We start from the raw sequence: 25,872 nt of genomic DNA on the forward strand, positions 1-25,872 counted from the left end.
ATGGACACTTCGGCGTTCTTGATTGCAGGATTGCTCGTCGCGCTTTTCGCGGTCTTCACCGTGGTGCGCGCGGTCCGCATCGTTCCCCAGGCGCGCGCTCGCAATGTCGAGCGACTCGGCCGCTACCACCGGACCCTGAACCCCGGCCTCAATCTTGTCATCCCCTACATCGACCGCGTTCACCCGGTGATCGACCTGCGAGAACAGGTCGTCTCCTTCAAACCGCAGCCCGTCATCACCGAGGACAACCTGGTCGTCGAGATCGACACCGTCCTGTACTTCCAGGTCACCGACCCGCGAGCGGCCTTCTACGAGATCGCCAGTTTCCTTCAGGCGGTCGAGCAGCTCACCGTCACCACCTTGCGCAATGTCGTGGGATCCATGGATCTGGAAAAGACCCTCACGTCCCGGGACACCATCAACAGCCAGCTTCGCGGCGTGCTGGACGAGGCCACCGGCAAATGGGGGCTGAGAGTCAACAGGGTGGAGATCAAGGCCATCGACCCTCCGCAGTCCATCAAGGACGCGATGCAGAAGCAGATGCGGGCCGAGCGGGACAAGCGAGCCGCGATTCTCGGGGCCGAAGGGCAACGCCAATCGCAGATTCTCACCGCTGAAGGCGACAAGCAGGCCGCGGTCCTGCGCGCGGAGGGCAATCGCACCGCCGCGATCCTCCAGGCCGAGGGGCAGTCCCGGGCCATCGACGAGGTGTTCCAGGCCGTGCACCGCAACGATCCCGACCCCAAGCTGCTCGCCTACCAGTACCTCCAGACGCTGCCCCAACTCGCGCAAGGCTCGGGGAACAACTTCTGGGTGATCCCCAGCGAGATCACCTCCGCACTCCAGGGCGTGTCCCGCGCCTTCACCGAGGTGCTGCCCCAGTCGCCGGCCACCCGCGAGAAGCCCTCCGACGACATGGCTGCCCAGGCCGCCAGCGACACGGCCCAGGCCGCGGAAGCCGCCGCCGCGGCCCTCGCCGACGCAGCCAGGGCCGATGGCGTCACCTCCGGCGCCCTCCCGCCCGACACCTCTCGCTGACGAGGGTCGGCCATGACCGGGCACACCCGTCCAACTCGCCGGTCACGTACGGCACCGCACAGGTGACCACCGGGCCGACGGCCGGACGCCTTACGAACCCCTTACGTGGGCCGGAACGTGCCGGGCCGGGTTTCCGCGCCTCCCTACCATCGCCGCATGGCGACCTTCCGTAAGACCTGTCTCGTCACGGCCGCGCCCCTGGTGCTGGCCGTGGCCGGCCTAGCCCACCCGCACGGCCTCACCCGGGCGACGGCCGCCGAATGGGAACAGACGCACATCCTGCTCCTGCCGGTCTTCCCGCTGCTCACGATCGGGCTCCTGGTGCCTCTGTGGCAGCGCCCCCGCCGCGACACCACCGGCGTCGCGACGCTGGTCGCCTGGGTGGCCGCCTTCGGCTACGCCGCTTTCTACACCGGGCTCGACGCCGTCGCCGGCATCGCCGCCGGCACCGCGGTCGCACACGCCGACGAGGAAGCCGGCCTGGGGCCCGTGAAACGCCCGCTCTACGACACGGGCGAAGCGCTCGGGCAGATCGGTGCCTACGCCCTCATCGTCGCGGTCCTGGCCACGGCGGTCGCACTGTTCCCCCGGCACGGCCTCCGCGTCATCCCCGGCACGGCTGTGCTCCTCGCCTCGGGCTGGTCCTTCGTCGACAGCCACATCTTCTGGCCGCGCGGCGTGTACACGATGCTGGGCTTCGCCTTGGGTTTCGCCCTCCTCGGCTGGGGTGCCGACAGGAACGCGATCGGTCGGATCTCGGAATCCCGCAGCTCCAGGACTACGGGGCGCCGCCCATCTCCGTCGTGAACACCGCGGGGTCGCTGTCGAAGCCTCGGAGCAGCTCGTGAAACTCCCATGCCGCGGAGGCATCGCGGGTGAACTCCGCGACGGTGAGGGCGGTGAACGGGGCGACCTGCGCGAAGTCGTCCTTCAGCAGCTCCTTGTAGCCGTCGACCACCAGCACCCCGGCGTTGGCGAGGTCGCCGAAGGTCTTGGGACCGCTGTTCTGGTGGATCGCCACACCCACGACCACACGTGCGAAGGAGGAGGCGAGGCGATCGAGCTCCAGAGTCATCACTTCGACATAGCCCAGACCCTGACCGGTCTGGCTGTGCCGGCTCATGTTGATGGTGCCGTCCGGCGAGCGGCTGTCGAAGTGGACGACGTAGACCGGCCGTCCGTAGGGGGCGTCCGCCGAGTAGGTGGCGGCGATGATGTCGAGATGATGAGGTGGCTGATTCCAGTGGCTCGGGTCCCACTTGAGCCGAACCTCGACCTTCGACACCCTCTGACCGCCGCTGCTCACCGGATCGCTACCTCTCCACATCGGACCATCACCCAGACTCCCCCCGTAGGGTCAAGTATGGCTCCGGGCCATCCCGTTGAAGCCCGGCACGGCCGGCCCGTCCCGACGGGGTGGTGTCGTTGCCGGTGAGGGCGAGGAGAGCGTGCTCGTGGCCCCGTCAGAACCTGTCCGACGGCCGGCCCACGAGGAAGGCGATGAGGCAACCGGCGAGCACCGCCCATGCCAATGCCGTGGCCCCCGCCTGCTGCCACCCCGTCACGGCAACGGCCGCGGCTGCCACCACCCCGGCCGTTACGGCGGGGCGGCTGGTGGCGAACGCCCACTGTCGCCGGGTGTTGCCCGGCCGGCGTACCTCGACGATCGCGGCCCTGATCACCAGCGCGGCGACCACGATGACAACGGGCAGCACAGACCCGGCGCCGTTCACCGGGCGCCGCTGGAGTGCTGCATGAGACGCGGGGCGATGACCGTACCGGGCGGCGGAAACAGACGGGGTGGCGCCCACTCGGCGACGGTGAGCCCGTTCAGAGCTTCCCTCATCTCGGCATCGTGCACCTGCTGCCCGTCGGTGTCGAGGGCCGGCTCAGCCGCCGCCCGTGGCGCCGCCGCGCCCAGGGCTGGTCTGCTGGTAGATGTCGGGGATGCCGTCAGCATCGTCATCCCGCGTCTCCTCCTCCCACAGGCGGCGGTAGATCCCGTTGCGGCGCTTGATGAGCAGCGACGCCAGGACCGCGGCGATCAGCGAGCCGAGCAGTACGGCCGCCTTGATGTGCTCGGATTCGGCCGGGTCGGGGAAGGCCAGTTCTCCGATCAGCAGGGCCACGGTGAATCCGATCCCGGCGAGCACCGCCAGGGCGAACACATCGGCCCAGGCCAGGTCGGGGTTGAGGCGGGCCCGGGTGAAGCGGGCGGCGAGGTAGGTGCCCGCGAAGATGCCCAGGGTCTTACCGGCCACCAGACCCAGCACCACGCCGAGCGGCTCCGGCTGGGTGACCACATCGGCCAGTGACGCCGTGGAGACCGCGACGCCTGCGGCGAAGAGAGCGAAGAGCGGTACGGCCACCCCCGCCGAGAAAGGGTGCAGCAGATGCGAGGTCCGCTCGGCGGGTGAGGCGTCTTCGCCCTTGTCACGGGTGGTGCGCAGGATCAGGCCCATCGCCACCCCGGCGACGGTGGCGTGGACGCCGGCGTTGTACATCAGTGCCCAGATGGTGAGACCGAGCGGTACGTACCACCACCAGCCGCGCACCCGGTAGCGCTGGAGTATGTAGAAGACGACCAGCCCGGCGACGGCTCCGCCGAGCGCGGCGAAGTTCAGATCGCTGGTGAAGAAGACCGCGATGATGAGAATCGCGCCGAGGTCGTCGACGACGGCGAGGGTGAGCAGGAAGGCGCGGAGGGCGGAGGGCAGGTGGGTGCTGAGGACGGCGAGGACCGCCAGGGCGAAGGCGATGTCGGTGGCCATGGGGACAGCCCAGCCCTCAAGGCTCCCCCCGCCGGCGGTGGCGACGGCGGCGTACAGGGCGGCCGGCACCACCATGCCGCACAGCGCGGCGACAACCGGCAGCGCGGCCGTGGCGGGCGTACGCAGCGAACCCACGACCAGCTCTCGTTTGAGTTCGATCCCCGCGACCAGGAAGAAGACGCTGAGCAGTCCGTCAGCGGTCCAGTGTTCCACCGACAGGTCGAGACCGAGGGCGCCGATGCCGAAGTGGAAGTCGCGTATCTCCTCGTAGACGCCGCTCCACGGGGTGTTCGCCCAGACCAGCGCCACCACCGCCGCCGCCAGCAGGACCAGTCCGCCGACGGTCTCCGTCCGCAGCGCCTGGGCCACGGCGGTCCGTTCCGGCCACGGCAGCAGGCCGAGGAAGGTGGAACGCTCGCGCGGGGCAGCAGCCATAAGGAAACCTCCGGGGCATCGGCATGAGGGCATACGCCCCTTCGACGCCGACCAGACTTCCCGGCACACCCCGCGTGCGGCGCCCGCCCGGGGGCGGTTGCTGACGCGTTCCGAACACCCTAACCGCCGGTGCCGGATCTCACCAAGGGTCCCTTCACCTGCTGTGACGCAGGGCGCGCGATGCCGGACACCCCAAGGCGCGGGTGGCCCGCCCTGCACTGCCGGACGACTCGATCAGCGCTGGAAGGGCATCGTCCAGCAGTTGGACGTGGTCGGTTTGCCCTCCAGACGGTCGGTGAGCCAGGAGATCGCCGCGCCCTGGTCGGCGATGAGAGGGGCGAGGTGGTTGGTGAGGATCCTGTCGCCGAGGTTGGGCAGGTCGACGGCCTGGTAGGTGACGTTGCCGCCCTTGCGGCACCAGTCCACGGCCAGTTGGCGGGCCTGGCCGTGCGGAACGATGTCGTCGTGGATGCCGGTGGCCAGACGGACGGGACCGGTCGGCTTGAGCGTCCCGATGCGCTGCTCGTCGAGGACGGCCTGGGCGCGGGGTTCGGCGGCGATGACGTCGGCGACGGATGTGCCGCTGGTCGTCCACGCCGTGCTCCGGGTGAAGCCGTAGCGGATGACGGCGTCGCCGACGCACATGGTCGACGTGTCGGCGAGTGCCTTGCGCCCGGCGTCGTTGAGGTTCGCCTCGGCGACGCTGCGCAGCTCGGGGTAGGTCTGGGAGAAGCCGTTGATCGCCCAGCCCAGGGCACTGACCAGAGCGCTCCCGTCGATCCCCTTCATGACCGAGGTCAGGTCGGCGGGCGGCGCACCGGCGTAGGTGCCGGTCAGTTGGACGTCGGGCGCGTAGCCGGGCTGGAGTTCGGCCGCCGACGCGCTCGCGCCGCCGCCCTCGCTGTAGCCGTACAGGCCGACGCGGGATGCGGAGGTGAGGGACGTGCCGGGGAGGGCGCGCGCGGCACGGACGGCGTCCAGCACCGCGTGCCCCTCGTCCACGCGGTTGACGTAGGTGTGCAGACGGTCGGTGGCGCCCAGGCCGACGTAGTCGGTGACGACGACGGCCGCTCCGGTGGCGAGGAGACGGTGGATCGCCAGGTTGTCGTAGCCGATGGACAGGGTCTCCCCGCTGACGGTGAGCGGGTGCTGCAGGGCGAGCGAGGGCGCGCACTGGTCGCCCTGGCCCATGGTCCCCGAGGCCACCGCCACCAAGGGGCGGGGCCCGCCGCCCTCCCACTTCGCCGACGGTTCGATGTAGGCGCCGGTCACCGCGACGGCCTGGCCGCTGGAGTCGGTGGACTTGTACATCAGGCGGGTGGCGGTACCCGGCAGCGGGGGCCTCGGCGCGGACCAGGTCCGGGTGGGCGGCGACGTTCTGGCCGACCGTGAAGAAGGTGGCCCGGGCGTGGTGCTGCGCGAGGTAGGTCACCAGGCTCGCGGTCTCCGGGGCGGCGGGTCCGTCGTCGAAGGTCAGGGCGATGCAGCGGACCCGCTTGCAGTCGGTGTCGTCGTCGCCGGGCGCCGTGTGCGTCGGCGCGACGGCCGTCGGCGTGCTCGTCGCCCCGAGGCCGAGTGAGCGGGAAGGCCGTACGGTCTGCCGCTGGGCCCGGCTGCCGAAGGCGGACAGCCAGGGGGTGACCGTCGTCTTGGAGAGGGTCACCACGTAGGAGCCGGCCGCGGCGGCGCCCACCTGGCCCCGGCCGAAGACCACCCGAAGCCCGCCGTCCGAGGTGAAAGCCATGTTGTCGAGGAGGGCCGTGAGCTCCGACTGATCGGCGAACGCCTCGTCCACCGTGTCCGCGTCCGTGCCCGGGCGTCCCTTGAGCCGGTCTTTCAGGGCGGTGACGAAGGCGTCCCGGGAACCGTCCGCGACGAGTGCGAACGCGGTGCGGTACGCGCCGGCCTTCCCGTCGTACCAATAGGTGTGACTGATCAGTCCGCTCCCGGCGGCGGTGCTGTCCTGGGCGCTGAGCCGGACGCCGAGGAACCCGCTGCCACGCCAGCATGCTCGCGGCCAGCGCCTCCGCGCCGTCCCCACCGTCGCCTCCGTTCCTCGGAACGAGCGCCCGTTCGTGCGTGCGCGCGGGCTGCTCACCAGGGGTGAGCACCCGGATCACCGCCGGGCGGCCGGCGCCCTGCGTCTGCCGCAGAGCGGGGATCAGTCCGGCCCGCAGTAGGGACGACTTGCCGCTGCCGGAGGGACCGGACACGACCGCGAACCGGTGCGCGCGCACCAGGCCCAGCAGCTCGCCGACCTGCTTGTCCCGGCCGAAGAAGAGATCACTGTCACCCGGTTCGAAGCGGGCCAGCCCCCGGTACGGTGCCCGCTCCCCGGCCGAGGACGCCCGGACCTCCGCGTCCGCCTCCCGCCAGCGCCGCTCCCACTCGTCGGGGTCGGCGTCCAGTACCTGGACGTACGCCCGCAGCAACGCGAGCGAGGGCAACTGGTCGCCGGCCGCCGTCTGGGACAGCGCGGTCGTCGAGTAGCCCGCCCGCTCGGCCATCTCCCGGTACGGCGGCTTTCCCGCCTTCTCGCGCAGCAGGCGCAGGTCGTGCGCGAGCCGCTGAACGGGTCCTGCGTCGGGGTCCACCGGTTTTTCGCGTCGTCCCAGCGGGCGGTACCTTCCGACTTTCCGAGACGGCCTTGATCGAGCACCCAACCCAAGTTCGGCTGCCGCTTCGAGGCAATTGCGGCCCAATCTGCGGACGCGACGCCGATGCGAAGGCGCCTCCGGCCGGTGTCGCCCTAGCCGTGCCCGCTTCCTGCCGCCGGGGTGTCGGGTGCGGCCCGGGCTGCGTCGACGCCGTGCTGGAGCACATCGCAGGTGTGCTGGAACTCGTCCGTCAGCCGGGTGGCCTCGGCCATGAGGATGCCGTACGGCTGGGCGGGGTCGCTGAGCGGCAGGGAGCTGTCGCGGGCCTCGTCCTCCAGCCGGCCGCGACACCGCTGAGCCTCCGTGGCGGCTTCACACAGCTGCTGGGCCTGGTCGTGCAGACGGTCTTCGTCGACCTGGCTGAGCAGCTCGGCGATGTGGGCGAGGGAGGCCAGGAAGTCGCCGTAGGCGCGGGCGAAGTCCGCATGGTCCGAGCCGGCGTCGGCATCGTGCCATTGGTCGAGGCTGCGGGTCAGGGAGGCCACCTGGTAGGAGACGCGTTCCAGGGCGTCGACGACGGCCTGGTAGCCGTCGAAGGACGTGCGGTGGCGATGACGGCGCCGTAGGCGCCGGGGGTTGTAGAGGGTGCTCTCCCATGCGGTGTGGACCGAGGACTGGGCCTGCTGCACGATCGGTGCCAGGTGGGAGGCGCGCTGGCGCCAGTGCCGGGTGCGCTCCCTGTCCGGCTTCCCTTCGCGCAGCGCCGGGTACATGTCGCCGACCAGGTCGCACAGCGAGTGGGCGAGGGTGTGGATGCCGTACTCGGCGCTGCGGTAGCGCAGGGGAGGCAGCACCAGCGTGTTCACCACGACGCCGATGCCGCAGCCGATGAGCACGAGCACGATGATCTGCCCGAGCTGGGACCAGCCCTGTGATTCGCTGCCGGCGGCGACGTAGGTGGAGAAGGCGAAGAACGCCGCGGTGGCAACCTGGGAGCCCTGGGATCCCAGCGGCCGCCACCGTCCGATGGCCAGGGCCGCCAGCGTCACCAGCACGAACGTGAGCAGGTGAGGGCCGGCCAGCAGGCCCAGCACACCCTGCAGTCCCACGCCCACGGCGACCGCACCGACGTAGCGCAGGGCCTGCACCAGCGACTGGTAGACGGTGACCTGCATGATCAGCACCGCGGAGAACGGCGCGAACGCAGGCGACTGCGCGGCCATGACATCGTGCGCGATGACCCAGGAGACGGCGGCCGCGAGAGTGCTCTTGCCGATGAGGGCCAGGGTGTGCCGCTCGTGCCCGTCCGAACCCGCCCGTTCGAACCACTGCCTCACCCGGGCCGACCGGCCCTGGGTCGCCGCCTCCGTGCGCTGCGCTCCTGCAGCGGCTTCGGCCATCTTCTCTCCCCGTACTCGCCCCGCCACGACTGCCGGGGCCAAGGGGTACCCCGCGCAGGTCACCGCAGACTGTGGAAGAGGTCATACCTTTCCCGGGTCCGCCTGCCCCTCGCGCAGGCAGACGGTGGGCCCCGGGCCGTCAGGCCGGATCGTCGGCGCGCTCGTCCCGGATCCGCTGGGCGACGTCGCGCAGTTTGATGTTGTGATGCTGGGAGATGTTGCGGAGCACGTTGAAGGCGTCCTCGTCGCTCATCCCGTGGCGTTCCCTGAGGATGCCCATGGCCTCGCCGATGGCGTGCCGGGTCTCCAGGGCGTGTTCGAGCTGGTCGATGGTGCGGGCGTCCGCGAGGGCGACGGCGGCGTGCGAGGCGAGCAGCCAGCCGGCGGTCGCGATGTCCTCGGTGAAGGCTCCCGGGCGGCGGGAGTACAGGTTGAGCGCGCCGAAGTCCTCCTCGTGGGTGTAGAGCAGGACCCCGGTCATGCTGCCGATGCCCAGCTCGCGCGCGGCCTCGGCGTAACGGGGCCAGTCCGGCTGGGGCTGGGTCATGTCCACGATCCGGAACACGCGTTCCTCGTCCGTGCGACGGGCGAGATCGAAGCATGGTCCCTCGCCCAGCTCGCCCTGCCGGCGGTCGGATTCCTCGACCATGTCCCCGTACGAGGACAGCGTGACGGCGCGGCCCTTGCGCACCGCGAGGATCCCGGCCGCGTCACAGCCGTCCACCAGCTTCACGGCCGACGCCGCGATCTCGTCCAGCGTCTGCTGCACCGAGTCCTGCTTCAGCAGGGTCCGCGCGAGCAGGGCCATTTCCTCGGCGAACTCTTGCCAGTCCATGCGTCACCGCCCACGTCGATCATCAGTCCAGCCACCCTACGCGCAGCCTGGACCCTCACCGTCAAAGGCGCCAGGACCGAGCAACGTGGCGAGTACCCACGGTCGACGGAACGAATTGGCAGAGCCCGTGTGGTGCCGACGACCCGTCCCATAACCTCGTGCATGGAGAGACGTCAGACGTCAGGTGTATCCACGGTGAGGAGGCGAGGGTGCTCGGTAGGGGCACGGGCGCGCGGCTGTTCGCGGGCGCCTTGGTGGCGGTCTGCATGGTGCTCGTCGGCCCCAGCGCACCGAGCGGTGCCCTCTTCGGCGGGGCACAGCCCGCCGGAGCCGCCAGGGACGTCGTGGCGAACCGGGTCATGACGTGGAACATCTGCAACCCCTGCGAGGTGAGCGACGTCGACCGGGCCGCGGAGATCGCCGCGTACGCGCCCCAGGTCATCGGCCTGCAAGAAGCGTGCGTGCGTGACGTCGAGAGGATCCGGGAGTATCTGGAGAACCTGCACGGGCTGGCCTACCACGTCGAGTACGGGTCGGTTCTGCGGAAATGGGGCCGCTGCGGGGGTACGCCGTGGAATCCGGGAGCCTTCGGCCAGGCGATCCTCTCGGCCGCACCGATGACGGACCCCGTGAAGGTGGAGTATCCCGACGGCGGATCCGAAGACCGCGGTTACATGGCCGTCACGACCACCGTGGCCGGCCTGCCGGTCCGGGTCTTCAACACGCATCTCGCGCAACGCCGTCAGGAGGTGGTCCGGGCGGACCAGACGCGCGTACTCGCCGCAGAGGTCGCCCGGCACGACCGCGCGATCCTTCTCGGCGACTTCAACGCGGTGCCGGACGCGCCGGAACTCACCGGGATATGGGCGCTGGCCACGGACGCGGACCCGCAGTGCCACCCGTCGCCCACCGGCACCTGTCAGCCGACCACCGACTGGCAGAGCAAGTTCGACTACGTGTTCCTGCGCGGTTTCGTCCCGCTCAGGCACCGCGTGCATCCGACGGCGTACTCGGACCACCACATCCTGCACACGGACGTGGAACCGACCTGAGCGGGCATCCCGGCCGGCTCTGCCGATACGCGCGGCGGTCCGGTCCGGTGTCCCGGGATCGCAGGTCAGCGGCCCGCATGCGGTGATCACGGTCTGCGTACAGGTCGCGGCGTCGCCGGGCGACGTGGAATTTTCCTTCGTATGGGCATACGGGGAAGGCAAGCAAGCAGGGCATGCCGGCGACAGGGAGCCGGCCGGATCAGCGGGGAGGCCGCGATGACGGGGCCGGAACACACGGAGACCGTTACCGGGGCGTCCGTGCCGACAGCCTCCATCGTGCTGGCCGGGTCCGTGGAAGCCATCGGCGCAGGCGCCTACGTCGTGGACGAGCAGGGCTGCATCATCGCCGCGAACGCCCGCGCCGAACGCCTGCTGGGCCGGTCCGCCGACGACCTGATCGGGCAGGACGCGCACGACCTGCTGCACCGCGGCCCGCAGGGGCAGCCCCTGCCGAGAACCCAGTGCGCCATGCGGCAGGCCTTCCACGCCGGGCGCACGGCCCAGGCCGACGAGGACTACTTCGCCCGCTCCGACGGCACCCTGCTGCGCATCTCCTGGCTGATCACGCCGTACGACGTCGGTGGCCGGCACGCCGGCACGCTCGTCGTCTTCCACACCCCGGACCACCCGCAGGTCACCGACCCGCAACCGGAGCCGGGGGCCCAGCCGCTGTCGGAGCTGCACCGGCTGGCGCTGCTGGCCGAGACCACCGCGCAACTGACCTCCACGCTCGACGTCGACGAGGCGCTGCGCCGGCTGGTGGCCCTGGTCCTGCCCCGCCTCGCGGACTGGTTGGTCGTCGACCTGATCACCGAGCGCGACGAGGTGTGGCGTACCGTCGTGGTCCACGCCGACGGCGACACGCTCACGCACCGCGAGGACCTGCAGGGGCCGATGCCGCCGGTCCCCGAGGAATCCCCGATGCCCTTGTCCAGGGCCCTGCGCGGCGTCACCTCCAACCTGGCCGGACCGCAGACCTACCAGGGGCCACCGGACTCCGGCATCGCGGTCGAGCAGCGCCGCCTGTTCGACGCCACGGGGATGCACTCCGCGGCCATCGCACCCATCCGCAGCACCCGCTCGGTCCTGGGAGCGCTGACCCTGGGCCGCGACGAGAATCCGGCGGCCTTCACGCCCGTGGACCTCCCCCTGATCGAGGACATCGCACGCCGCGCCGGCCTCGCCCTGGACAACGCCCTCCTCTACCAGCGCCAGCGCAAGGTCGCCGAGACCATGCAGAACCATCTGCTGCCGCAGATGCCGGGTGTGCCGGGCCTGCAGATGACCGTCCGCTACCTGCCCGCACCCGACGCCTCACAGGTCGGCGGCGACTGGTACGACGCCTTTCCTCTGGCCGACGCGTCCACCGCCCTGGCCATCGGGGACGTCGTCGGCCACGACCTGGAGGCGGCGGCCGGCATGGCGCAGGTCCGCAACATGCTCCGTGCCTACGCCTGGTCCCAGCACGAACCCCCCAGCCGGATCGTCGAACGGCTCGACGAGGCGATCCAGCACATCACCGACGTCACCATGGCCACGACGATCTTCGCCCGGATCGAACCGGCCGAAGAGGGCCACTGGCAGCTGTCCTGGACCAACGCCGGCCACCCGCCGCCGCTGCTGATCAGCCGGGACGGCCTGGCCCGCTACCTCACCGACGGCCACGGCATCCTGCTGGGCACCCAGACTGGCACCCGGCGCCCGGATGCCACCGCACAGCTCCCGCCCGGTTCCACGCTGGTGCTGTACACGGACGGCCTCATCGAAGCGCCCCGCAGCACCCTCGACGAGGGACTGGACCGACTGCGCCAGCACGCCGCCGCCCTCGCCCACCGCCCTCTCGCCTCGTTCACGGACCAGCTCCTGCGCCGCGTCCGCCCCGCGGGCAACGACGACGACGTCGCCGTCCTGGCCCTGCGCGTCCCCGAGGCCTGACGTCCCGCATCGGCGGTGGGCGCGTCGGGCTCTCCGTCACCCGTGGCCAAAGGCCCGGCGGGGGCGGGGCGGGGGGTTCTGACCTCGTGAAGTGCCGGTGAAAACCCGGTGGAGGACATGTCGGTGGGTCCGCTTATGCTGCACCGGACGATCACGCGGGACCAGGGCAAGCTGTTCGGCAGGAGTGCGGAGAGATGGCTCGGTGGTGCGCGTCGAGGACGACGGCGTCGGTCTCACCGAGGCCGATGTGCACAGCTTCCTCGCCACCATCGGCCGCAGCAGCAAGCGCGCCGAACGGATCGCCGAGCAACGCGGAGACTTCATCGGCCAGTTCGGCATCGGTCTGCTCTCCTGCTTCCTGGTCGCGGACGAGATCCACGTCCTGAGCCGTTCGGCCCCAGCGCCGAAGCCCTCTACGGGCAGGCCGCGATGCTGTCCCGGCGCCCGCTCAGGCCCGCCGAGTCGAGCCTCATCAACCGCTCCTTCCTCGACCTTCTCGCCCACGCCCTCCGCAAGGACAGCTGACGATGCCCACCGCACCCCATCCCCAGAGCACGGACGAGCTGTACCAGGCGCTCCAGGAGAACGACCGCCGCCCCTACGGCCGCACCCGCACCGTCACGGCCGAGGAACTCGTCGACGCCGCCGAGCAGCTCGCGGAGCCCGTCCCGCTCATCCACGCGCTTCTCGAACTCCAGGAGGCGTACACCTACGGCTCCGAACCCCGGAAGTCGCCCGTCGTCTTCGCGCGCCTGCTCACCCTCTTGCGCCCTGGCGGCTCTGGAGAAGGCCCTCGCCCTGCTCGGCGAACCGGGACGGGAGGACGACCGGGCCGGCGAATGGGCCGAGTGCGTCCGCCTCGCGGGCGCGGTGGAGGGCCTCTACCTGGAGCGCCCCGCCCCCGCTCTCACCCGCCTGGACGCGGCGATCACTCGTCTGACCGCCCTGGGGCACACCGATGAGACGGAGTCGCTGATCTCCTTGGCGGCCCGGCTGCGCGACGAGGAGTGACGCGCGGGGCACGGAGCCGGGGCGGCCTGCCGCCCCGGCTCCGTACTTCCCGGCCCGGTGCGATATTCGCTGGTCGTAGGCGAGGGGCCGCGCTCATACTGACGCGGTGGATCCAGTGACACTAGAGACCGGGCGTCTGGTGCTGAGGGCCTTCGAGCCGGGCGATGTGGACGCGGTGCACGACGCCTGCCAGGACGAGGACATCCAGTTCTACACGCCGGTTCCCGTGCCCTTCGGGCGGCAGGACGCCGAGAAGAGGGTCTGCGAGGAGTGGCCTCAGGCCTGGGCCGCCGGCAAGGACTACATCCTGGGAGCGTTCCGCAAGGACACTGCGGCACTCGTCGGCTCCTACTGCCTCACCAAGGTGAGCCAGGGCGTCTACGAACTCGGCTACTGGGCGGTGAAGGAGCAGCGCGGCCGGGGCTATTCGGTCGAGGCCGCGCGGGCGCTGTGCGAGTGGGGATGGGCCACGCTCGACGTCCACCGCATCGAGTGGTGGGCCATGACCGGGAACACCGGCTCGCGCGCCGTCGCCGAGAGGCTGGGCTTCACCGTCGAGGGGACGCTGCGCGACCGCGGCATCGCCAACGACGGCAAGCCCCACGACTGGTGGGTCGGCGGACTGGTGAGGCCCTGACGAGGAGCGTGCGAAGAGCCAGGGCATCGCGGGCCGCACCCGCAACCGTCACCGTCGCTCGTAGGGTGGCTTCCGTGATGGTGGGGACCGAACAGACCCGGCTGGTCGTGCTGCGGGGCAACAGCGGGGCCGGGAAGTCGTCCGTCGCGGCCGGGGTCCGAGAGAGGTTCGGGCGGGGGCTGGCGCTGGTCGCGCAGGACAATCTGCGCCGTGTCGTGCTGCGGGAGAGGGACCGGCCCGGCGCGGCGAACATCGGACTGATCGACCTGACGGCACGCTACGCACTCGATGCCGGGTACCACGTCGTGGTCGAAGGGATCCTGTACGCCGACCGCTACGGCGACATGCTCACCCGGCTGCGGGCCGACCACCGCGGGCCGACCCACGCGTACTACCTGCACGTGCCCTTCGAGGAGACCCTCGTCCGCCATGCCACCAAGCCGATCGCGAACGAGGTCGGCGAGCCGCGGCTACGTGAGTGGTACCGGGAACTGGACCTGCTGCCCGGCGGCGTCGAGACCGTCATCGGTGCCGACAGCACCCTGCCGGAGACCGTGCGGCGCATCATGCTCGACACCGGTCTGGCCGCTCTGCCCGCGATCGACTTATAGCGCCTGTGACCTCACCCGTCCGTACGCACTGGGCGGGGCGTGAGTGGTGGGCCGCCATCAGTATGGACCGTGCCGGGCGTCCGCTTCGGCAGCTCGGTGCTGCCCGACGCGACGCGCGGCCGTCGCTGCCCGTACGCGCGAGGGAGAGGTATGACCGAGACCGACGAGGCAGGGACCTTCTCTGCCGGGGCCGTATGGCCCTCGGCGCACCGTGACCCGGGTACGGGCGTGGTCGACCTCCGGCGCGTCGGGGCGAACCCGGACTTCTGGTATCCGGTCGCACTGTCGAAGGACGTGCGGAGCAAGCGGGCGTTCGCGACGACGTTCGCCGGTGAGCGCATCGCGCTCTACCGCGGGGAGAGCGGCACCGTGTACGCGCTGGAGGACCGGTGCGCCCACCGCCAGGTACCGCTGAGCATGGGCGTTGTGGAGGGCGAGGCACTCCGCTGCTGCTATCACGCGTGGGCCTATCGCGGCGACGGCCGCATCTCGCAGATCCCGTACCTCTCCAGGGGCGACGGCCGGCCGCCGCGCGGTGTGCGCGGCTACCCGGTCCGCGAGGCGTACGGCCTGGTGTTCGTGTTCCCGGGCGACCCGGACAAGGCGGCCCCCACCCCGCTGCCCGACCTGCCGGCGTTCGGCTCGCCGCGGTACAAGACGATGACCTACTCCCGGACCGTGCGCTGCCACTACTCGTTCATGCACGAGAACCTGCTCGACATGAACCACCAGTTCCTCCACCGGGGCGTGGTCGGCAGGCTCCACCCCGAACTGCTCGACTCCCGGACCGATGAGCGGTCGGTGGAGGCCAGGTACCTGTTCAGCCACGCCGGGGGCAAGCGCAACCGCGGGGCCGGCCTGCTGGCCGCCGAGGGCATCGGCGGCAGCGACTCCCGCGACGTCATGACGATCCGCACCGAGTACCCGTACCAGACCCTCGACCTGGTCCCGGAGAATGCCGAGCGGCCCGCCTTCCGCCTCTGGGTCGCCTATGTGCCCGAGGATGCCGGGCAGCGCAGGTGCCACACGTTCGGCCTTCTCATGATCGAGAAGCCCCGGATTCCCGGCGCGCTGCAGATGGCCTGGCCGCTCATCAGGCGCTTCACCGAGCGGGTGTTCGCCGAGGACCGGATGGCCGTCGAGGCCGAGCAGCGGGCCTGGGACGAGCAGGGTGAGGACCGCAATCGCGAGGTGTTCTCCCTGATCCTGGACGTCCGCGAGGTGCTGCGCACCAACGGCGTCCCCCTCCGCCCCCGGGCCGGCATGTGTGGTGCCGCCTCGTCGTGCGACGGCCACGACCGCGGGTCGGCGCCGACATCCGGCGCCGGCGGCTCCGCGCCCTAGGTACGCGGACGGGCCTGTGGGGTTCAGGCCAGGAACTCCGTCAGCAGCCGGTTGAGCTCCGCGGGTTGCTCGGTGGGGAGGGAGTGGTGGGAGGCGCCGCGCAGGGTGACGACGCCTGCCCCGGGCAGGAGCCGCCGTGCGGCGGCCGCCGCACGCCGCGGGTGGTGGGCACGGCTCTGTTCGGCCAGGAGCACCAGCGTAGGCACGGTGCACGTCGCGAGAGCCCGCGCCTTGGGGCGCCGCATGGCCACGACCTTCGACCGGCGGGCGGTGGCGGAGATGTGCGGGAGGCGGACCAGCCGGGAACGGCTGAGCGACGGGCCGCAGACCGTCTCGTTGCGGCCCGTCGCTCGGGAGTGCACCTCGCCGGAAGGCAGTCGGCGCCGCCCCTCCTCGTCCGCCGTGCCGGCCTCGGTCAGAACTTGGGCCGGGGGGACTGCGCCTGGACGAGTTCCTCCGCCTCCGCCGCCGTCTCCACGGACGGCGGGGAGCCGGCCAGGGGCTTGTTGGCGGTCTCGCGCATGCACAGCACGGCGATGACACCGATGACCGCGGCGCCCGTGGCGTAGTACGCCGGCATGAGGGTCGAGTCGAAGGCGCTGATCAGAGCGGTGATCACCAGCGGGGTCGTACCGCCGAAGATCGAGGTGGCCAGGTTGTAGGCCACCGAGAGCGATCCGTAGCGCACCTGCGTGGGGAATATCGCCGGGAGCGCCGCCGACATCGTGCCGAGCATCGCCACCAGGGAGAGCCCCATCAGCAGCAGGCCCAGGGCGATGAGGAGGACGCTGCCCTGCCGGATGAGCAGGAACGACGGCAGGGAGAGGAACAGGAAGCCGAGCATCCCCGTCATCAGCAGCGGCTTGCGCCCGAAGCGGTCCGAGAGCCGCCCGACCTGGTTGATGACGCACATCTGCAGCACCATCACGACGAGCAGGATCAGCAGCCCGTGGTTGGTCTCGTAACCCAGCTCGTCGGACAGGTACGTCGGCATGTACGACAGCAGCATGTAGTCGGTGATGTTGTACGCCGCGACCAGCGCGAGGCACAGCAGCAGCGGCCGCCAGTACCGGGTGAAGATCTTGCCGAGGTCGGCGGCGGCCGACGTCTCCACGGCGTCGGCGGCCTCGCTCGCCTTGGCCTGGCCGCCCTCCAGCTTCTGGAAGGCGGGCGTCTCGTCCAGCTTGAGCCGCAGATAGAGACCGATGAGGCCGAGCGGGGCCGCGACCAGGAAGGGGACGCGCCAGCCCCACGCCAGCATCTGGCCGTCGCTGAGGACGGTTTGGAGGACGACGACGAGGCCGGATGCCCCGACGTAGCCGGCGAGCGTGCCGAGTTCCAGGAAGCTGCCGAAGAAGCCGCGCCGCTTGTCCGGCGCGTACTCGGCGATGAACGTCGAGGCGCCCCCGTACTCCCCGCCGGTCGAGAAGCCCTGCACCAGCCGGAAGAAGATCAGCAGGGCCGGGGCCCACAGACCGATCACGGCGTGCGAGGGGACCAGGCCGATGGCGAAGGTCCCCACCGCCATCATGATCATGGTGAGAGAGAGGATGCGCTTGCGCCCCACCTTGTCCCCGAGCGGCCCGAAGACCATGCCCCCGAGGGGACGCACCAGGAAGGCCACCGCGAACGTCGCGAAGGAGCCGAGCAGCTGGGCGGTGTCGTTGCCCGAGGGGAAGAAGACCCTGCCGATGGTCGACGCCAGATAGCTGTAGATACCGAAGTCGTACCACTCCATCGCGTTGCCGAGGGCGGCGGCCTTGGTGGCGCGCTTGACCGCCGCGTCGTCGGTCACCGTGATGTCGCTGCGACGCAGCTTCGGATTGCGTCGTTTCTCGATCGCCCGGAACAGCACCCGGTGTCGTCGCACAGCCGCGGGATCCACCGACTCGTCGTTGTCGGTCGCCGCCATCACGTGGTTCCTTTCGCCGGTCGTCTTCCCAAGCACAACGCCTGTACAGATCTTGCGCGCTCAAACGACCCTCTCGCGCGGCGTCCGGTTGACCACGGAACGTGATGCGCGGGTGCTCAGGGTGAGACGCGGCCGCTGGGCCGTCCCGGCGGATCTCCGGGACGGGTGTGTGCCCGTGCCCCGGCGGGGGAACTTGATTCGCCGGGTGCGTGCCTGGTGAGAGGAGCCCAAGTGACAGCGTCAGCGGCGGGCGGCCACGACCAGGGCGCCCCGGAGGACGGGTACCAGCCGGACCCGAACCGGTGGCGGGCCCTGTGGGTCACGCTGGTGGCCGGCTTCATGAGCCTGCTGGACGTGTCGATCGTGGCGGTCGCCCTGCCCACGATCCAGCAGCAGCTGCACGCCTCCGCGGCCGAGGTGCAGTGGGTGGTGTCCGGCTACGCCCTCTCCTTCGGCCTCGCCCTCGTCACCGCCGGCCGCCTCGGCGACGCCCTGGACCGGCGCCGCATCTTCCTGCTCGCCCTCAGCGGCTTCGTGCTCTTCAGCGCGGCCTGCGGGGCGGCCCCGAACATCACGCTGCTGGTGGTGGCCCGGCTCGCCCAGGGCCTGGCGGCCGGCTTCATGGCCCCGCAGAACTCCGCGCTGATCCAGCAGATGTTCCGCGGCGGCGAACGCGGCCGCGCCTTCGGCTTCTTCGGCGCCACCGTCGGCATCTCCTCCGCCGTCGGCCCCCTCACCGGCGGCCTGATCCTCGCCCTGGCCGACGGCGCCCAGGGCTGGCGGTGGATCTTCTACGTCAACGTCCCCATCGGCATTCTCGCGGTCCTCCTCGGACGACGCCTGCTGCCCCGCACCCGGCGCTCCGGCCGGGAACACGTCGACCTGCCCGGAGTCCTGCTCCTCGGCCTGGGCGTCCTCGCGCTCATGTATCCGCTGGTCCAGGCGGAGAGCGGCGGCCTCACCCGCCTGTGGTGGATGTTCCCGGCCGGTGCCGCGCTCCTCTTCGTCTTCACCCGCTGGCAGCGCCGCCTGCTGGACCGCGGCACCCAGCCGCTGCTCGATCCGCGCCTGTTCACCACCGTGCGCGGCTACGCCGTCGGCGCCGGCGTCGGCACCCTCTACTTCATCGGCTTCAGCGGCGTCTGGCTGGTCTTCGCCCTCTTCTACCAGCACGGCCTGGGCTTCTCCCCGCTCGAGTCGGGCCTCGCCGTGACTCCCTTCGCCCTCGGCTCGGCCCTGGCGGCCGCGCTCTCGGGGCGGCTGGTGGACCGGCTCGGCCGCGCGCTCACCGTGGGCGGGCTGGCGGGCGTGATCCTCGGGCTGGGCGGCACCGCGCTGCTGCTGCGCTTCGCGCCCCTGGACATCGCGCCGTGGATCGCCGCCCCGGTCCTCTTCCTCGGCGGCGTCGGCGGCGGGTGCGTGATCTCGCCCAACATCACCATGACGCTGCGCGACGTTCCCGTACACATGGCGGGAGCGGCGGGCGGCGCCCTGCAGACCGGGCAGCGGCTTGGCGCCGCGGTGGGCACCGCGGCCCTGCCCGGTCTCTACTACCTGGTGCTGGGCAGCCGGAGCGACGACTACCGCGGTGCGCTCTTCCTCGCGATGGTCGCCGGACTCGTCGGCATGGCCGCGTCCCTGGCTCTCGCGGCGTTCGACTGGCGACGCGACCGGCGCACGCGCGGGCCGCACCGCGCGTGCCCGGACGATGTCGCCCACCATCCCGTGCACGCCCGGCAGACCTGAGCGTCACCCGTTCACCGGACTTGCGGCCGGGGCTCCTGCGGGGCGATGGCGGACAACTCCTTCGCACAGGCGGTGGGCCTTCTGCCGGAGGCCCTGGCGGCCCGGGCGCGCGCCCTCACGCGGCGGCCGCCGAAGCGATGAAGGCCGCCTCGAAGGTGAGCGCGCCGGTGCTACCGCACCTCGGCCCGCCCGGCGGTGTCGTCCAGGAAGCCGCCCGACTGGTGCTGCCACAGCTTCGCGTAGGCACCCTCCAACGCGAGCAACTCCTGGTGGGTGCCCTGCTCGACGATCCGGCCGCGGTCGAGGACGACGAGCTGGTCCATGCCGGCGACCGTGCTCAGCCGGTGCGCCACCACCAGCGCGGTCCGCCCGTCCATGAGCCGCCACAGCGCCTCCTGAACCAGCACTTCGCTCTCGGAGTCGAGGGCGCTGGTCGCCTCGTCGAGCAGCAGGATCGGCGCGTCCCGCAGGATCGCCCGGGCGAGAGCGACCCGCTGGCGCTGGCCGCCGGACAGCTTGACGCCCCGCTCGCCCACCATGGTGTCGAAGCCGTCCGGCAACGCGTCGGCGAACTCGGTGACATGGGCCGCCTCGGCCGCCCGGCGGATCTCGGCGTCGGTGGCGTCCGGCCGGGCGAAGGCGATGTTGTCCCGCAGGGTGCGGTGGAACATCGCCGGGTCCTGCGGCACGTACGCGATCCGGCCGCGCAGGTCGCTCTGGCGCACCCGGCTGATGTCCTGGCCACCGACCAGGATGCGGCCGCCGTCGATGTCGGTCATCCGCAGCAGCAGCCGGGTGAGGGACGTCTTGCCGCCGCCGGACCGGCCCACGAGACCGACCTTCGCCCCGCTCGGCACGGCCAGGTCGAGGCCCTCGAAGAGTGGCCGGCCGCCCCGGTGGGCGAAGGTCACCTTCTCGAAGCGGACGTCGGCGGTCCGGGGCCGCAGCGGCTCCGGTGCCGGCGGGTCGAGCACGGTCGGCGGCGTCAGGAGCAGTTCGGTGAACTGCGCGGCCTCCGTCATCGAGCTCTCCAGCCGGCGGTAGATCTGATTGAACTCGAACATGATCCGGGTCGCGTTGTTGTAGTAGGCGAAGGCGACCACGATCGCCTCCACCCCGTGTGCTCCGCCGCCCAGCGTCACCGCGAGCAGCAGACCCATCGCGTTGGTCAGCACGGACATCGGCGCGACCAGCGTGTCGATGCGCAGGTTGCCGTAGTCCCACGACCGCATGGTGAGCCGGCGTGACATCGCGACCCGGGACCGGTGTTCGGCGGCCTCGCGCTCCTCCGCGGCGAACGCCCGCACCGTGTCCATGTTCATCAGGCTGTCGGCGACGTGGCCCGACACCCGGGCGATCGCCTCCTCACGCTGGTCGACGAGCGCCTGGCGGCGCCGGATGAGCGGCACGACCAGCACCGCCGTCAGCGCGATCATCACCAGCAGACCGACGACGAGCAGCGGTTCGTAACGCCACAGCACCACCGCGCCGAACGCCAGCGGTACGAAGCTCCCCACGATCTGGAACGTCAGCGTGTCGACGAACTGCTCGAAGCGGGAGGCGAAGCTGAGGACCCGCTTGGTCAGCGAACCGGCGAAGTTGTCATGGAAGAACGCGGCGTCCTTGGCGAACAGTTCGTCCATGCCGATCACGTACAGATGCTCGATGCCCAGGGCGTCGAGACGGTTGAGGCAGTGCAGGGCTACGCGCCACAGTGCCTCCGCGACCAGCAGGACGCCGGCGAAGGCGAGCACGTACGGCAGCATCGAGCCGACCGTGACGTCCTTGTCCTCCGCGATGTCGCCGACGAGCTTGGCGACGATCAGTGGCGCGACGTAGTTGATTCCGATGTTGCCCAGCGCCGAGAGCAGCATCGCGGGTGCCGTCCACCGGCGGAGCCGGGACAACTCCCGTCCGTAGTGGCGCAGTGCGAGAAGCACCGAGCGCCTGCCCGGTAATACCCTGTGTGTTTCCGGCGTTTCCATCCCACCCCTGTGTCGTCCTGTGGCCGCCCGCCACGCCGCGCGTGCGGGCAGGGGCCATCGCCGCAACGGATTCATGAGGATTCGGGTCGAGTCCGGAAGTGTCCCGCGATGCCGCCCGCGGCGTCCAAGCGTTTTCCGGCCCGGTGGTGGTGTGCGGGGAGCGCCAAGGGGCGCGGCGGGCGGACTGGGGGCGGGGACGGGGAGTCTGAGCGGGAGGTCAGTACCTGATCGCGTCGAGGATGAGCGCCGGGCGGGTCATGACGCGGCGCTGGAGTCCGGGCGCAGGGTGAAGACCTGGTCGAGGCCGACGAGGGCGAGGACGCGCAGCAGGTTCGCCGGTACGGCGGCCAGCACGATGTCGGCGTCGGCGGCCAGGGCGTGCTGGCGGGCGGCGAGCAGGGCGGTGATGCCCGAGGAGTCGCAGAACTCGAGGCCGGACAGGTCGAGGACCAGGCACTGCCCCGCTGACAGGGGGAGTTGGTCGAGCCGGCCGCGGAATGCGGGGGCCTGGTCGAAGTCCAGGTCGCCGGCCACGTGCAGAACGGGGCCGGTCGCGGCGTCGCGGTGTCCGATGGTGAGCGGGTTCATGAGGGGTGACTCGTCGCAGGGCCTATGAGGGGCGGGGCGACGGGAACGCCGAGGGCGAGCAGGGCGGTGTCGTCGTCGAGGCCCTCGCCGAAGCTCTCGAGCAGCCCGGTGAGGGCGGCGATCACCTCGTCCGGTGCGGCCGGAGCGCGGTCGGTGGCGAAGGCGTACAGGGCGTCCTCGCCGTACGGGTCGTCGCGGCCGGGGCCGGTTCGGGCCTCGGTGAGACCGTCGGTGTACAGCACGATCGTGTCGCCGGGGGCCAGCGGATGTCCATGCCGCACATGCTCCCACCTCCGGCGGAGCGGTTCGACGGCGGGAGCGCGAGCGAAGACGTCCGCGACCGGGAAGTCAGCCCAGGTACAGCGGCACCCTGAAGGCCAGCACGCCGAGCTCGGCCTGCTCCGCCCCGGTCGGCGCCCGCCTCCCGGTGCCGATCAGCAGTGCGTCCACGTCGTGGAAGGAGGACGAGAAGGGGCTCCCGGCGATCCGCTCCAGCATCTCCCGGGACCGGACGAGCCCCTCCGCGGGCGGCTGCTCCGCGTCCGGGAGGTAGGCGATCAGATCGAGGTGGTGCAGCGTCCACTCCATGACGTACGTGGCGAGGAAGTCGCCCACGTGAGGATCTCGTCACGGGTGCCGACCCGGGCGGCCGGGTCGGCGAGCAGGGCGGCGCGGCCGGCGGCGGAACCGACGTCGTCCAGGTGGAGCTTGAGCAGGTGCGGCTCCGCGTACGCGGCGGCCAGCCGGACGGTCAGGGCGTCGAGCGGGTCGTCACCGGTCGGCGGTGTGTCGGAGATGTCCCAGTACGTCAGCGCGTCACGGGTCGGCTCCCGGTCGGACGGGGTGGCCAGGGTGATCAGGACGTCCTGGGCGTCGACGATCAGATGGCACACCAGGTCCCGCACCAGCCACCCCGTGCAGCCGGAGGGCCGCCCGAAGTCCTCGTCGGACAGATCTTCAACCGCCGCGCGCGGTGCCGTCCATGAACGCGAGAAGAGATCCACCTCGGCACCGTAGCGCGGTGCGGCGAGCGTGGACGAGCGTATCGCGGGCACCTGGACCGTTACCGGAAGCGTTTGCGCTCGGTGGCGTGAGACCCTGGTGGGTCACGCTGGGTGATCCGGCCCTTGCGGCGTATGACATGGCTTGCGATCCAAGAGGTGGTGAGCATGACCCTCCTGCAGAACCCCGGGGTACCTCCCGCGGCCGGTGAGGACGCGGAGCGGCTCGTGTCGCCGGTCGGTTCGCACACCGAGTGGGATCCGCTGGAGGAGATCATCGTCGGACGCCTGGAGGGCGCGACGATCCCCTCCGACCACGCGGTGGTGACCTGCAACGTGCCGCCGTGGGCGGGGCGGTTGCAGGGGCTCGCGGCCGGTTTCCGGTATCCGCGGCTGCTCGTCGAGCAGGCGCAGCAGGAGCTAGACGCCTTCGTCGCTCTGCTGGGGTCCCTCGGCGTCACGGTCAGGCGGCCGGAGGCGGTCGACCACCGGCGCCGCTTCGGCACCCCCGACTGGACCTCGCGCGGCTTCTGCAACACCTGCCCGCGTGACAGCATGCTCGTGATCGGCGACGAGATCATCGAGACGCCGATGGCATGGCCGTGCCGGTACTTCGAGACGCACTCCTATCGCCCGCTCCTCAAGGACTACTTCCGGCGTGGCGCGCGCTGGACGGCGGCACCCAAGCCGCAGCTCACCGACGAGCTCTTCGACCCGGACTTCCGCGTCCCCGGGCCGGGCGAGCCCATGCGGTACATCCTCACCGAGTTCGAGCCCGTCTTCGACGCCGCGGACTTCGTCCGCGCGGGACGGGACCTGTTCGTCACCCGCAGCAACGTCACGAACGCTATGGGTATCGACTGGCTGCTCCGCCACCTCGGCCCGGAGTACCGCATCCACGAGATCGAGAGCCGCTGCCGCACACCCATGCACATCGACACGACGTTCGTCCTGCTCGCGCCCGGGAAGGTGCTGATCAACCCCGAGTACGTCGACCCGGACCGCCTGCCGGACGTCCTCGGCTCCTGGGACGTCCTCGTCGCTCCCGAGCCCGACCCGATCGACGAGCGGCTGCTCAAACTCACGTCGATGTGCGGCAAGTGGCTCAGCATGAACGTGCTTATGCTCGACGAGAAGCGGGTGATCGCGGAGCGTCACCACACCGGGATGCTGCGCGCGCTGGAGAAGTGGGGCTTCGAGCCGATCCCGTGCGAACTGCTGCACTACGCCCCCTTCGGCGGTTCGTTCCATTGCGCGACCCTCGACGTCCGGCGCCGCGGCTCACTCCAGTCCTACTTCGACTGACCGAGCTGCTCCGACGGCCGGAGGCGGGCGGGGCCGGGGGCGATGCGGCCACGGGGGTGCCCCTCACCCTCCGGGCGCCCCCAGCCGTCCTCCCACGAGGGCGGCGAGCTCGTCCGGCGTACGCGGCCCCGGCTCCGCGTCGGTCAACCACCCCTGCGCGCGCAGCAGTTCCGCCGCCGCGGCGCCCCACGGCAGCCGCAGTCCGGCCTCGTGGAGGAGGTCGGTGCGGGCCAGTGCCGTGGCCGCGGGCCCGGTGCGGACGCCGGACGGGGTGAGGAGCGCCGCGTCGTCGGCCCAGCGCAGGGCGAGGTCGACGTCGTGGGTGGCCATCACCACCGTGGTGCCGGCGGCACGGAGGCCGTCGAGGGTGGTGAGGAACCGCTCCTGGCCGTCGGGGTCGAGTCCGGCCGTCGGCTCGTCGAGGACGAGGACGCGCGGCCGCATGGCCACCGCGCCCGCGATGGCGGTACGTTTGCGCTGCCCGTAGGAGAGCAGATGGGTGGGCCGGTCGGCCAGGGCGGTGATGTCGAGGGCGGCGAGCGCCTCCGCCACCCGCGCCCGCACCTCCGTGTCGTCCAGGCCGAGGTTCAGCGGTCCGAACGACACGTCCTGCTCGACGGACGCCGCGAACAGCTGGTCGTCCGGGTCCTGCACCACCAGCTGCACGGTCGTCCGCAGCCGGGTCAGCCCCTTGCGGTCGTACGACACCGGCTGCCCGGCGACCGTCAACCGGCCCGCGTGCGGCTTCAGTCCGCCGCTGAGCAGCCGCATCAGTGTGGTCTTGCCGCTGCCGTTGCGGCCGAGCAGCGCGAGTGCGCGCCCCTCGCGGATCTCGAAGTCGAGGCCGCTGAGCACGGCCGGGCCGTCCTCGTAGGCGAAGGACGCGCCCCGCAGGGCGACGAGGGCGGGCTCGCTCATGTCAGCGGCCTTTCCAGTACGAAGGTGAGGGCGGCCAGCACCACGAGCAGCAGGCAACTGGCGGCCGTGAAGCGGACGGAGACCCGGGCCTCGGGCACCAGGACGCGCAGGGTGCCGTCGTAGCCGCGCCCCGCGAGTCCGGCCTGGAGACGGGTCGCCCGGTCGAAGGCCCGGACGAACGCGGTCGCTCCGAGCCCGGCCAGGGAACGCCACTCCGCGGCCCGGCTGGTGTGGCCGAGCCGGGCCGCCTGGGCTTCCCGGATGCGGCGCACGGAGTCCAGCAGCAGGAAGCTCATCCGGTACGTCACGAGCGCGACGTCGACGACCGGCGCCGGGATCCCGGCCCGGACCAGGCGGGGCAGCAGGTCGGACATGGGCGTGGTGAAGGCGAACAGCAGCACGCCCAGGGACGCCGCCGAGGTGCGCAGCAGCAACTCCCCGGCCCGGACCGGCCCGTCACCGGCGAGGGAGACGAACCCCCCGGGCCCGCCCACCTGGACGAGCAGCGTGACCGCGCCGGTCACGCAGAAGCCCAGTGGCACCCGGTAGGCCCGCCACAGCCGCCGCCCGGGCACACCGGCCGGCCCCAGCAGCACCACCAGGGCCGTCAGGAGCACCAGGGCCGCGCCCGGCCAGGGCGGCAGAGAGATCGCGAGCACGGTGAGGCCGAGCCCGAGCACGGCCTTGTCCACGGGATGGCGGCGGCGCCAGCGACTGCTGTGCGCCGCCGCGTCGATCGGCAGCACGCGCG

Annotated in this window: 23 protein-coding genes and 7 pseudogenes; 14 read left to right on the forward strand and 16 right to left on the reverse strand. The window is 71.4% G+C overall.

The genetic code is table 11. From position 1 onward, the window contains the following. Together G3I77_RS09160 and G3I77_RS09165 are read left to right on the forward strand one after the other, a co-directional pair. A complete protein-coding gene (locus G3I77_RS09160) occupies positions 1-1,038 on the forward strand; it encodes an SPFH domain-containing protein (protein WP_248502120.1) in 1,038 nt (345 codons plus the stop codon). A gap of 156 nt (positions 1,039-1,194) precedes the next feature. Continuing rightward, positions 1,195-1,845, forward strand: a complete 651-nt coding sequence (locus G3I77_RS09165) for a hypothetical protein (RefSeq protein ID WP_248502121.1) — start codon at positions 1,195-1,197, stop codon at positions 1,843-1,845. Here the strand turns inward: G3I77_RS09165 and G3I77_RS09170 are convergent. From G3I77_RS09170 to G3I77_RS41140, 5 genes and pseudogenes are all read right to left on the reverse strand, one after another. After that, entirely contained in the window at positions 1,817-2,365 is a 549-nt protein-coding gene (locus tag G3I77_RS09170) for a TerD family protein (protein ID WP_248502122.1), read from the reverse strand. The genes G3I77_RS09165 and G3I77_RS09170 overlap by 29 nt on opposite strands. A 136-nt stretch (positions 2,366-2,501) precedes the next feature. After that, a complete protein-coding gene (locus tag G3I77_RS09175; protein ID WP_248502123.1) occupies positions 2,502-2,753 on the reverse strand; it encodes a hypothetical protein in 252 nt (83 codons plus the stop codon). 174 nt (positions 2,754-2,927) lie between these two features. Then, entirely contained in the window at positions 2,928-4,244 is a 1,317-nt protein-coding gene (nhaA, locus tag G3I77_RS09180; protein ID WP_248502124.1) for a Na+/H+ antiporter NhaA, read from the reverse strand. 234 nt (positions 4,245-4,478) lie between these two features. Continuing rightward, positions 4,479-5,582, reverse strand: a pseudogene (locus tag G3I77_RS09185) (lipase family protein); the annotation flags it as partial. A 61-nt stretch (positions 5,583-5,643) separates the two neighbouring features. After that, positions 5,644-5,727, reverse strand: a pseudogene (locus G3I77_RS41140) (polysaccharide deacetylase family protein); the annotation flags it as partial. Between G3I77_RS41140 and G3I77_RS09190 the strand changes: the two are divergent. Continuing rightward, on the forward strand, positions 5,726-5,914 hold the full coding sequence (locus G3I77_RS09190) for a hypothetical protein (protein WP_248502668.1): 189 nt from the start codon (positions 5,726-5,728) through the stop codon (positions 5,912-5,914). The pseudogene G3I77_RS41140 and the gene G3I77_RS09190 sit on opposite strands and share 2 nt — an antisense overlap. Positions 5,915-6,298: 384 nt before the next feature. Here the strand turns inward: G3I77_RS09190 and G3I77_RS41145 are convergent. Next, positions 6,299-6,556: pseudogene (locus tag G3I77_RS41145) on the reverse strand (AAA family ATPase); the annotation flags it as partial. Here G3I77_RS41145 and G3I77_RS40850 point away from each other — a divergent pair. Further along, on the forward strand, positions 6,507-6,734 hold the full coding sequence (locus tag G3I77_RS40850) for a hypothetical protein (RefSeq protein WP_308311370.1): 228 nt from the start codon (positions 6,507-6,509) through the stop codon (positions 6,732-6,734). The pseudogene G3I77_RS41145 and the gene G3I77_RS40850 overlap by 50 nt on opposite strands. Positions 6,735-6,993: 259 nt before the next feature. On the opposite strand, the gene G3I77_RS09200 is transcribed toward G3I77_RS40850, so the two are convergent. Then, positions 6,994-8,241 carry an aromatic acid exporter family protein gene (locus G3I77_RS09200; protein WP_248502125.1) on the reverse strand — a complete coding sequence of 416 codons (1,248 nt, stop codon included), beginning with the start codon at positions 8,239-8,241 and terminating at the stop codon, positions 6,994-6,996. Between the two features lie 139 nt (positions 8,242-8,380). Then, positions 8,381-9,076, reverse strand: coding sequence for a GAF and ANTAR domain-containing protein (locus G3I77_RS09205; RefSeq protein WP_248502126.1), 696 nt, complete (start codon positions 9,074-9,076; stop codon positions 8,381-8,383). A 266-nt stretch (positions 9,077-9,342) separates the two neighbouring features. On the opposite strand from G3I77_RS09205, the gene G3I77_RS09210 reads away from it, so the two are divergent. The 8 genes and pseudogenes from G3I77_RS09210 (at position 9,343) to G3I77_RS09240 (ending at position 15,666) form a co-directional block, all read left to right on the forward strand. Continuing rightward, positions 9,343-10,128 carry an endonuclease/exonuclease/phosphatase family protein gene (locus G3I77_RS09210; RefSeq protein WP_282572770.1) on the forward strand — a complete coding sequence of 262 codons (786 nt, stop codon included), beginning with the start codon at positions 9,343-9,345 and terminating at the stop codon, positions 10,126-10,128. 216 nt (positions 10,129-10,344) lie between these two features. Next, positions 10,345-12,063, forward strand: a complete 1,719-nt coding sequence (locus tag G3I77_RS09215) for a SpoIIE family protein phosphatase (RefSeq protein ID WP_248502128.1) — start codon at positions 10,345-10,347, stop codon at positions 12,061-12,063. A gap of 193 nt (positions 12,064-12,256) precedes the next feature. Then, a pseudogene (locus tag G3I77_RS09220) lies at positions 12,257-12,469 on the forward strand (ATP-binding protein); the annotation flags it as partial. A gap of 121 nt (positions 12,470-12,590) precedes the next feature. After that, positions 12,591-12,827, forward strand: a pseudogene (locus G3I77_RS41150) (hypothetical protein); the annotation flags it as partial. Between the two features lie 106 nt (positions 12,828-12,933). After that, a complete protein-coding gene (locus G3I77_RS09225) occupies positions 12,934-13,074 on the forward strand; it encodes a hypothetical protein (RefSeq protein ID WP_248502670.1) in 141 nt (46 codons plus the stop codon). Positions 13,075-13,180: 106 nt separating this feature from the next. After that, positions 13,181-13,711: a GNAT family N-acetyltransferase gene (locus tag G3I77_RS09230; protein WP_248502129.1), complete on the forward strand. Its 531-nt coding sequence runs from the start codon at positions 13,181-13,183 to the stop codon at positions 13,709-13,711. Between the two features lie 77 nt (positions 13,712-13,788). Further along, complete coding sequence (locus tag G3I77_RS09235) at positions 13,789-14,322, forward strand: AAA family ATPase (protein WP_248502130.1); 534 nt, start codon at positions 13,789-13,791, stop codon at positions 14,320-14,322. A gap of 150 nt (positions 14,323-14,472) precedes the next feature. Beyond that, positions 14,473-15,666, forward strand: coding sequence for an aromatic ring-hydroxylating dioxygenase subunit alpha (locus tag G3I77_RS09240; protein ID WP_248502131.1), 1,194 nt, complete (start codon positions 14,473-14,475; stop codon positions 15,664-15,666). Between the two features lie 23 nt (positions 15,667-15,689). Here G3I77_RS09240 and G3I77_RS09245 read toward each other — a convergent pair whose 3' ends face one another. Together G3I77_RS09245 and proP are read right to left on the reverse strand one after the other, a co-directional pair. Next, positions 15,690-16,028, reverse strand: coding sequence for an alpha/beta fold hydrolase (locus G3I77_RS09245; RefSeq protein ID WP_248502672.1), 339 nt, complete (start codon positions 16,026-16,028; stop codon positions 15,690-15,692). Between the two features lie 53 nt (positions 16,029-16,081). Continuing rightward, entirely contained in the window at positions 16,082-17,578 is a 1,497-nt protein-coding gene (gene proP, locus G3I77_RS09250; protein ID WP_248502132.1) for a glycine betaine/L-proline transporter ProP, read from the reverse strand. Positions 17,579-17,809: 231 nt separating this feature from the next. On the opposite strand from proP, the gene G3I77_RS09255 reads away from it, so the two are divergent. Further along, entirely contained in the window at positions 17,810-19,324 is a 1,515-nt protein-coding gene (locus G3I77_RS09255) for an MFS transporter (protein WP_248502133.1), read from the forward strand. A gap of 170 nt (positions 19,325-19,494) precedes the next feature. Here G3I77_RS09255 and G3I77_RS09260 read toward each other — a convergent pair whose 3' ends face one another. The 4 genes and pseudogenes from G3I77_RS09260 to G3I77_RS09275 form a co-directional block, all read right to left on the reverse strand. Next, a complete protein-coding gene (locus tag G3I77_RS09260) occupies positions 19,495-21,309 on the reverse strand; it encodes an ABC transporter ATP-binding protein (RefSeq protein WP_248502134.1) in 1,815 nt (604 codons plus the stop codon). A 255-nt stretch (positions 21,310-21,564) separates the two neighbouring features. Beyond that, positions 21,565-21,897: an STAS domain-containing protein gene (locus tag G3I77_RS09265; RefSeq protein WP_248502135.1), complete on the reverse strand. Its 333-nt coding sequence runs from the start codon at positions 21,895-21,897 to the stop codon at positions 21,565-21,567. Then, positions 21,894-22,178 (reverse strand): annotated as a pseudogene (locus G3I77_RS09270) (SpoIIE family protein phosphatase); the annotation flags it as partial. The gene G3I77_RS09265 and the pseudogene G3I77_RS09270, both read right to left, overlap by 4 nt. Positions 22,179-22,245: 67 nt before the next feature. Next, positions 22,246-22,901 (reverse strand): annotated as a pseudogene (locus G3I77_RS09275) (maleylpyruvate isomerase N-terminal domain-containing protein). Positions 22,902-23,066: 165 nt separating this feature from the next. Here G3I77_RS09275 and G3I77_RS09280 point away from each other — a divergent pair. Then, positions 23,067-24,203 (forward strand): amidinotransferase, encoded by a 1,137-nt coding sequence (locus tag G3I77_RS09280; RefSeq protein ID WP_248502136.1) that lies wholly within the window; start codon positions 23,067-23,069, stop codon positions 24,201-24,203. A gap of 63 nt (positions 24,204-24,266) precedes the next feature. Here G3I77_RS09280 and G3I77_RS09285 read toward each other — a convergent pair whose 3' ends face one another. Then, positions 24,267-25,121, reverse strand: a complete 855-nt coding sequence (locus tag G3I77_RS09285) for an energy-coupling factor ABC transporter ATP-binding protein (protein WP_248502137.1) — start codon at positions 25,119-25,121, stop codon at positions 24,267-24,269. Then, on the reverse strand, positions 25,118-25,867 hold the full coding sequence (gene cbiQ, locus G3I77_RS09290; RefSeq protein WP_248502138.1) for a cobalt ECF transporter T component CbiQ: 750 nt from the start codon (positions 25,865-25,867) through the stop codon (positions 25,118-25,120). Before cbiQ ends, G3I77_RS09285 begins: the two co-directional genes overlap by 4 nt. Positions 25,868-25,872 lie beyond the last annotated feature (5 nt).

The organism is Streptomyces sp. D2-8, from assembly GCF_023184515.1.
Classification (GTDB): domain Bacteria; phylum Actinomycetota; class Actinomycetes; order Streptomycetales; family Streptomycetaceae; genus Streptomyces.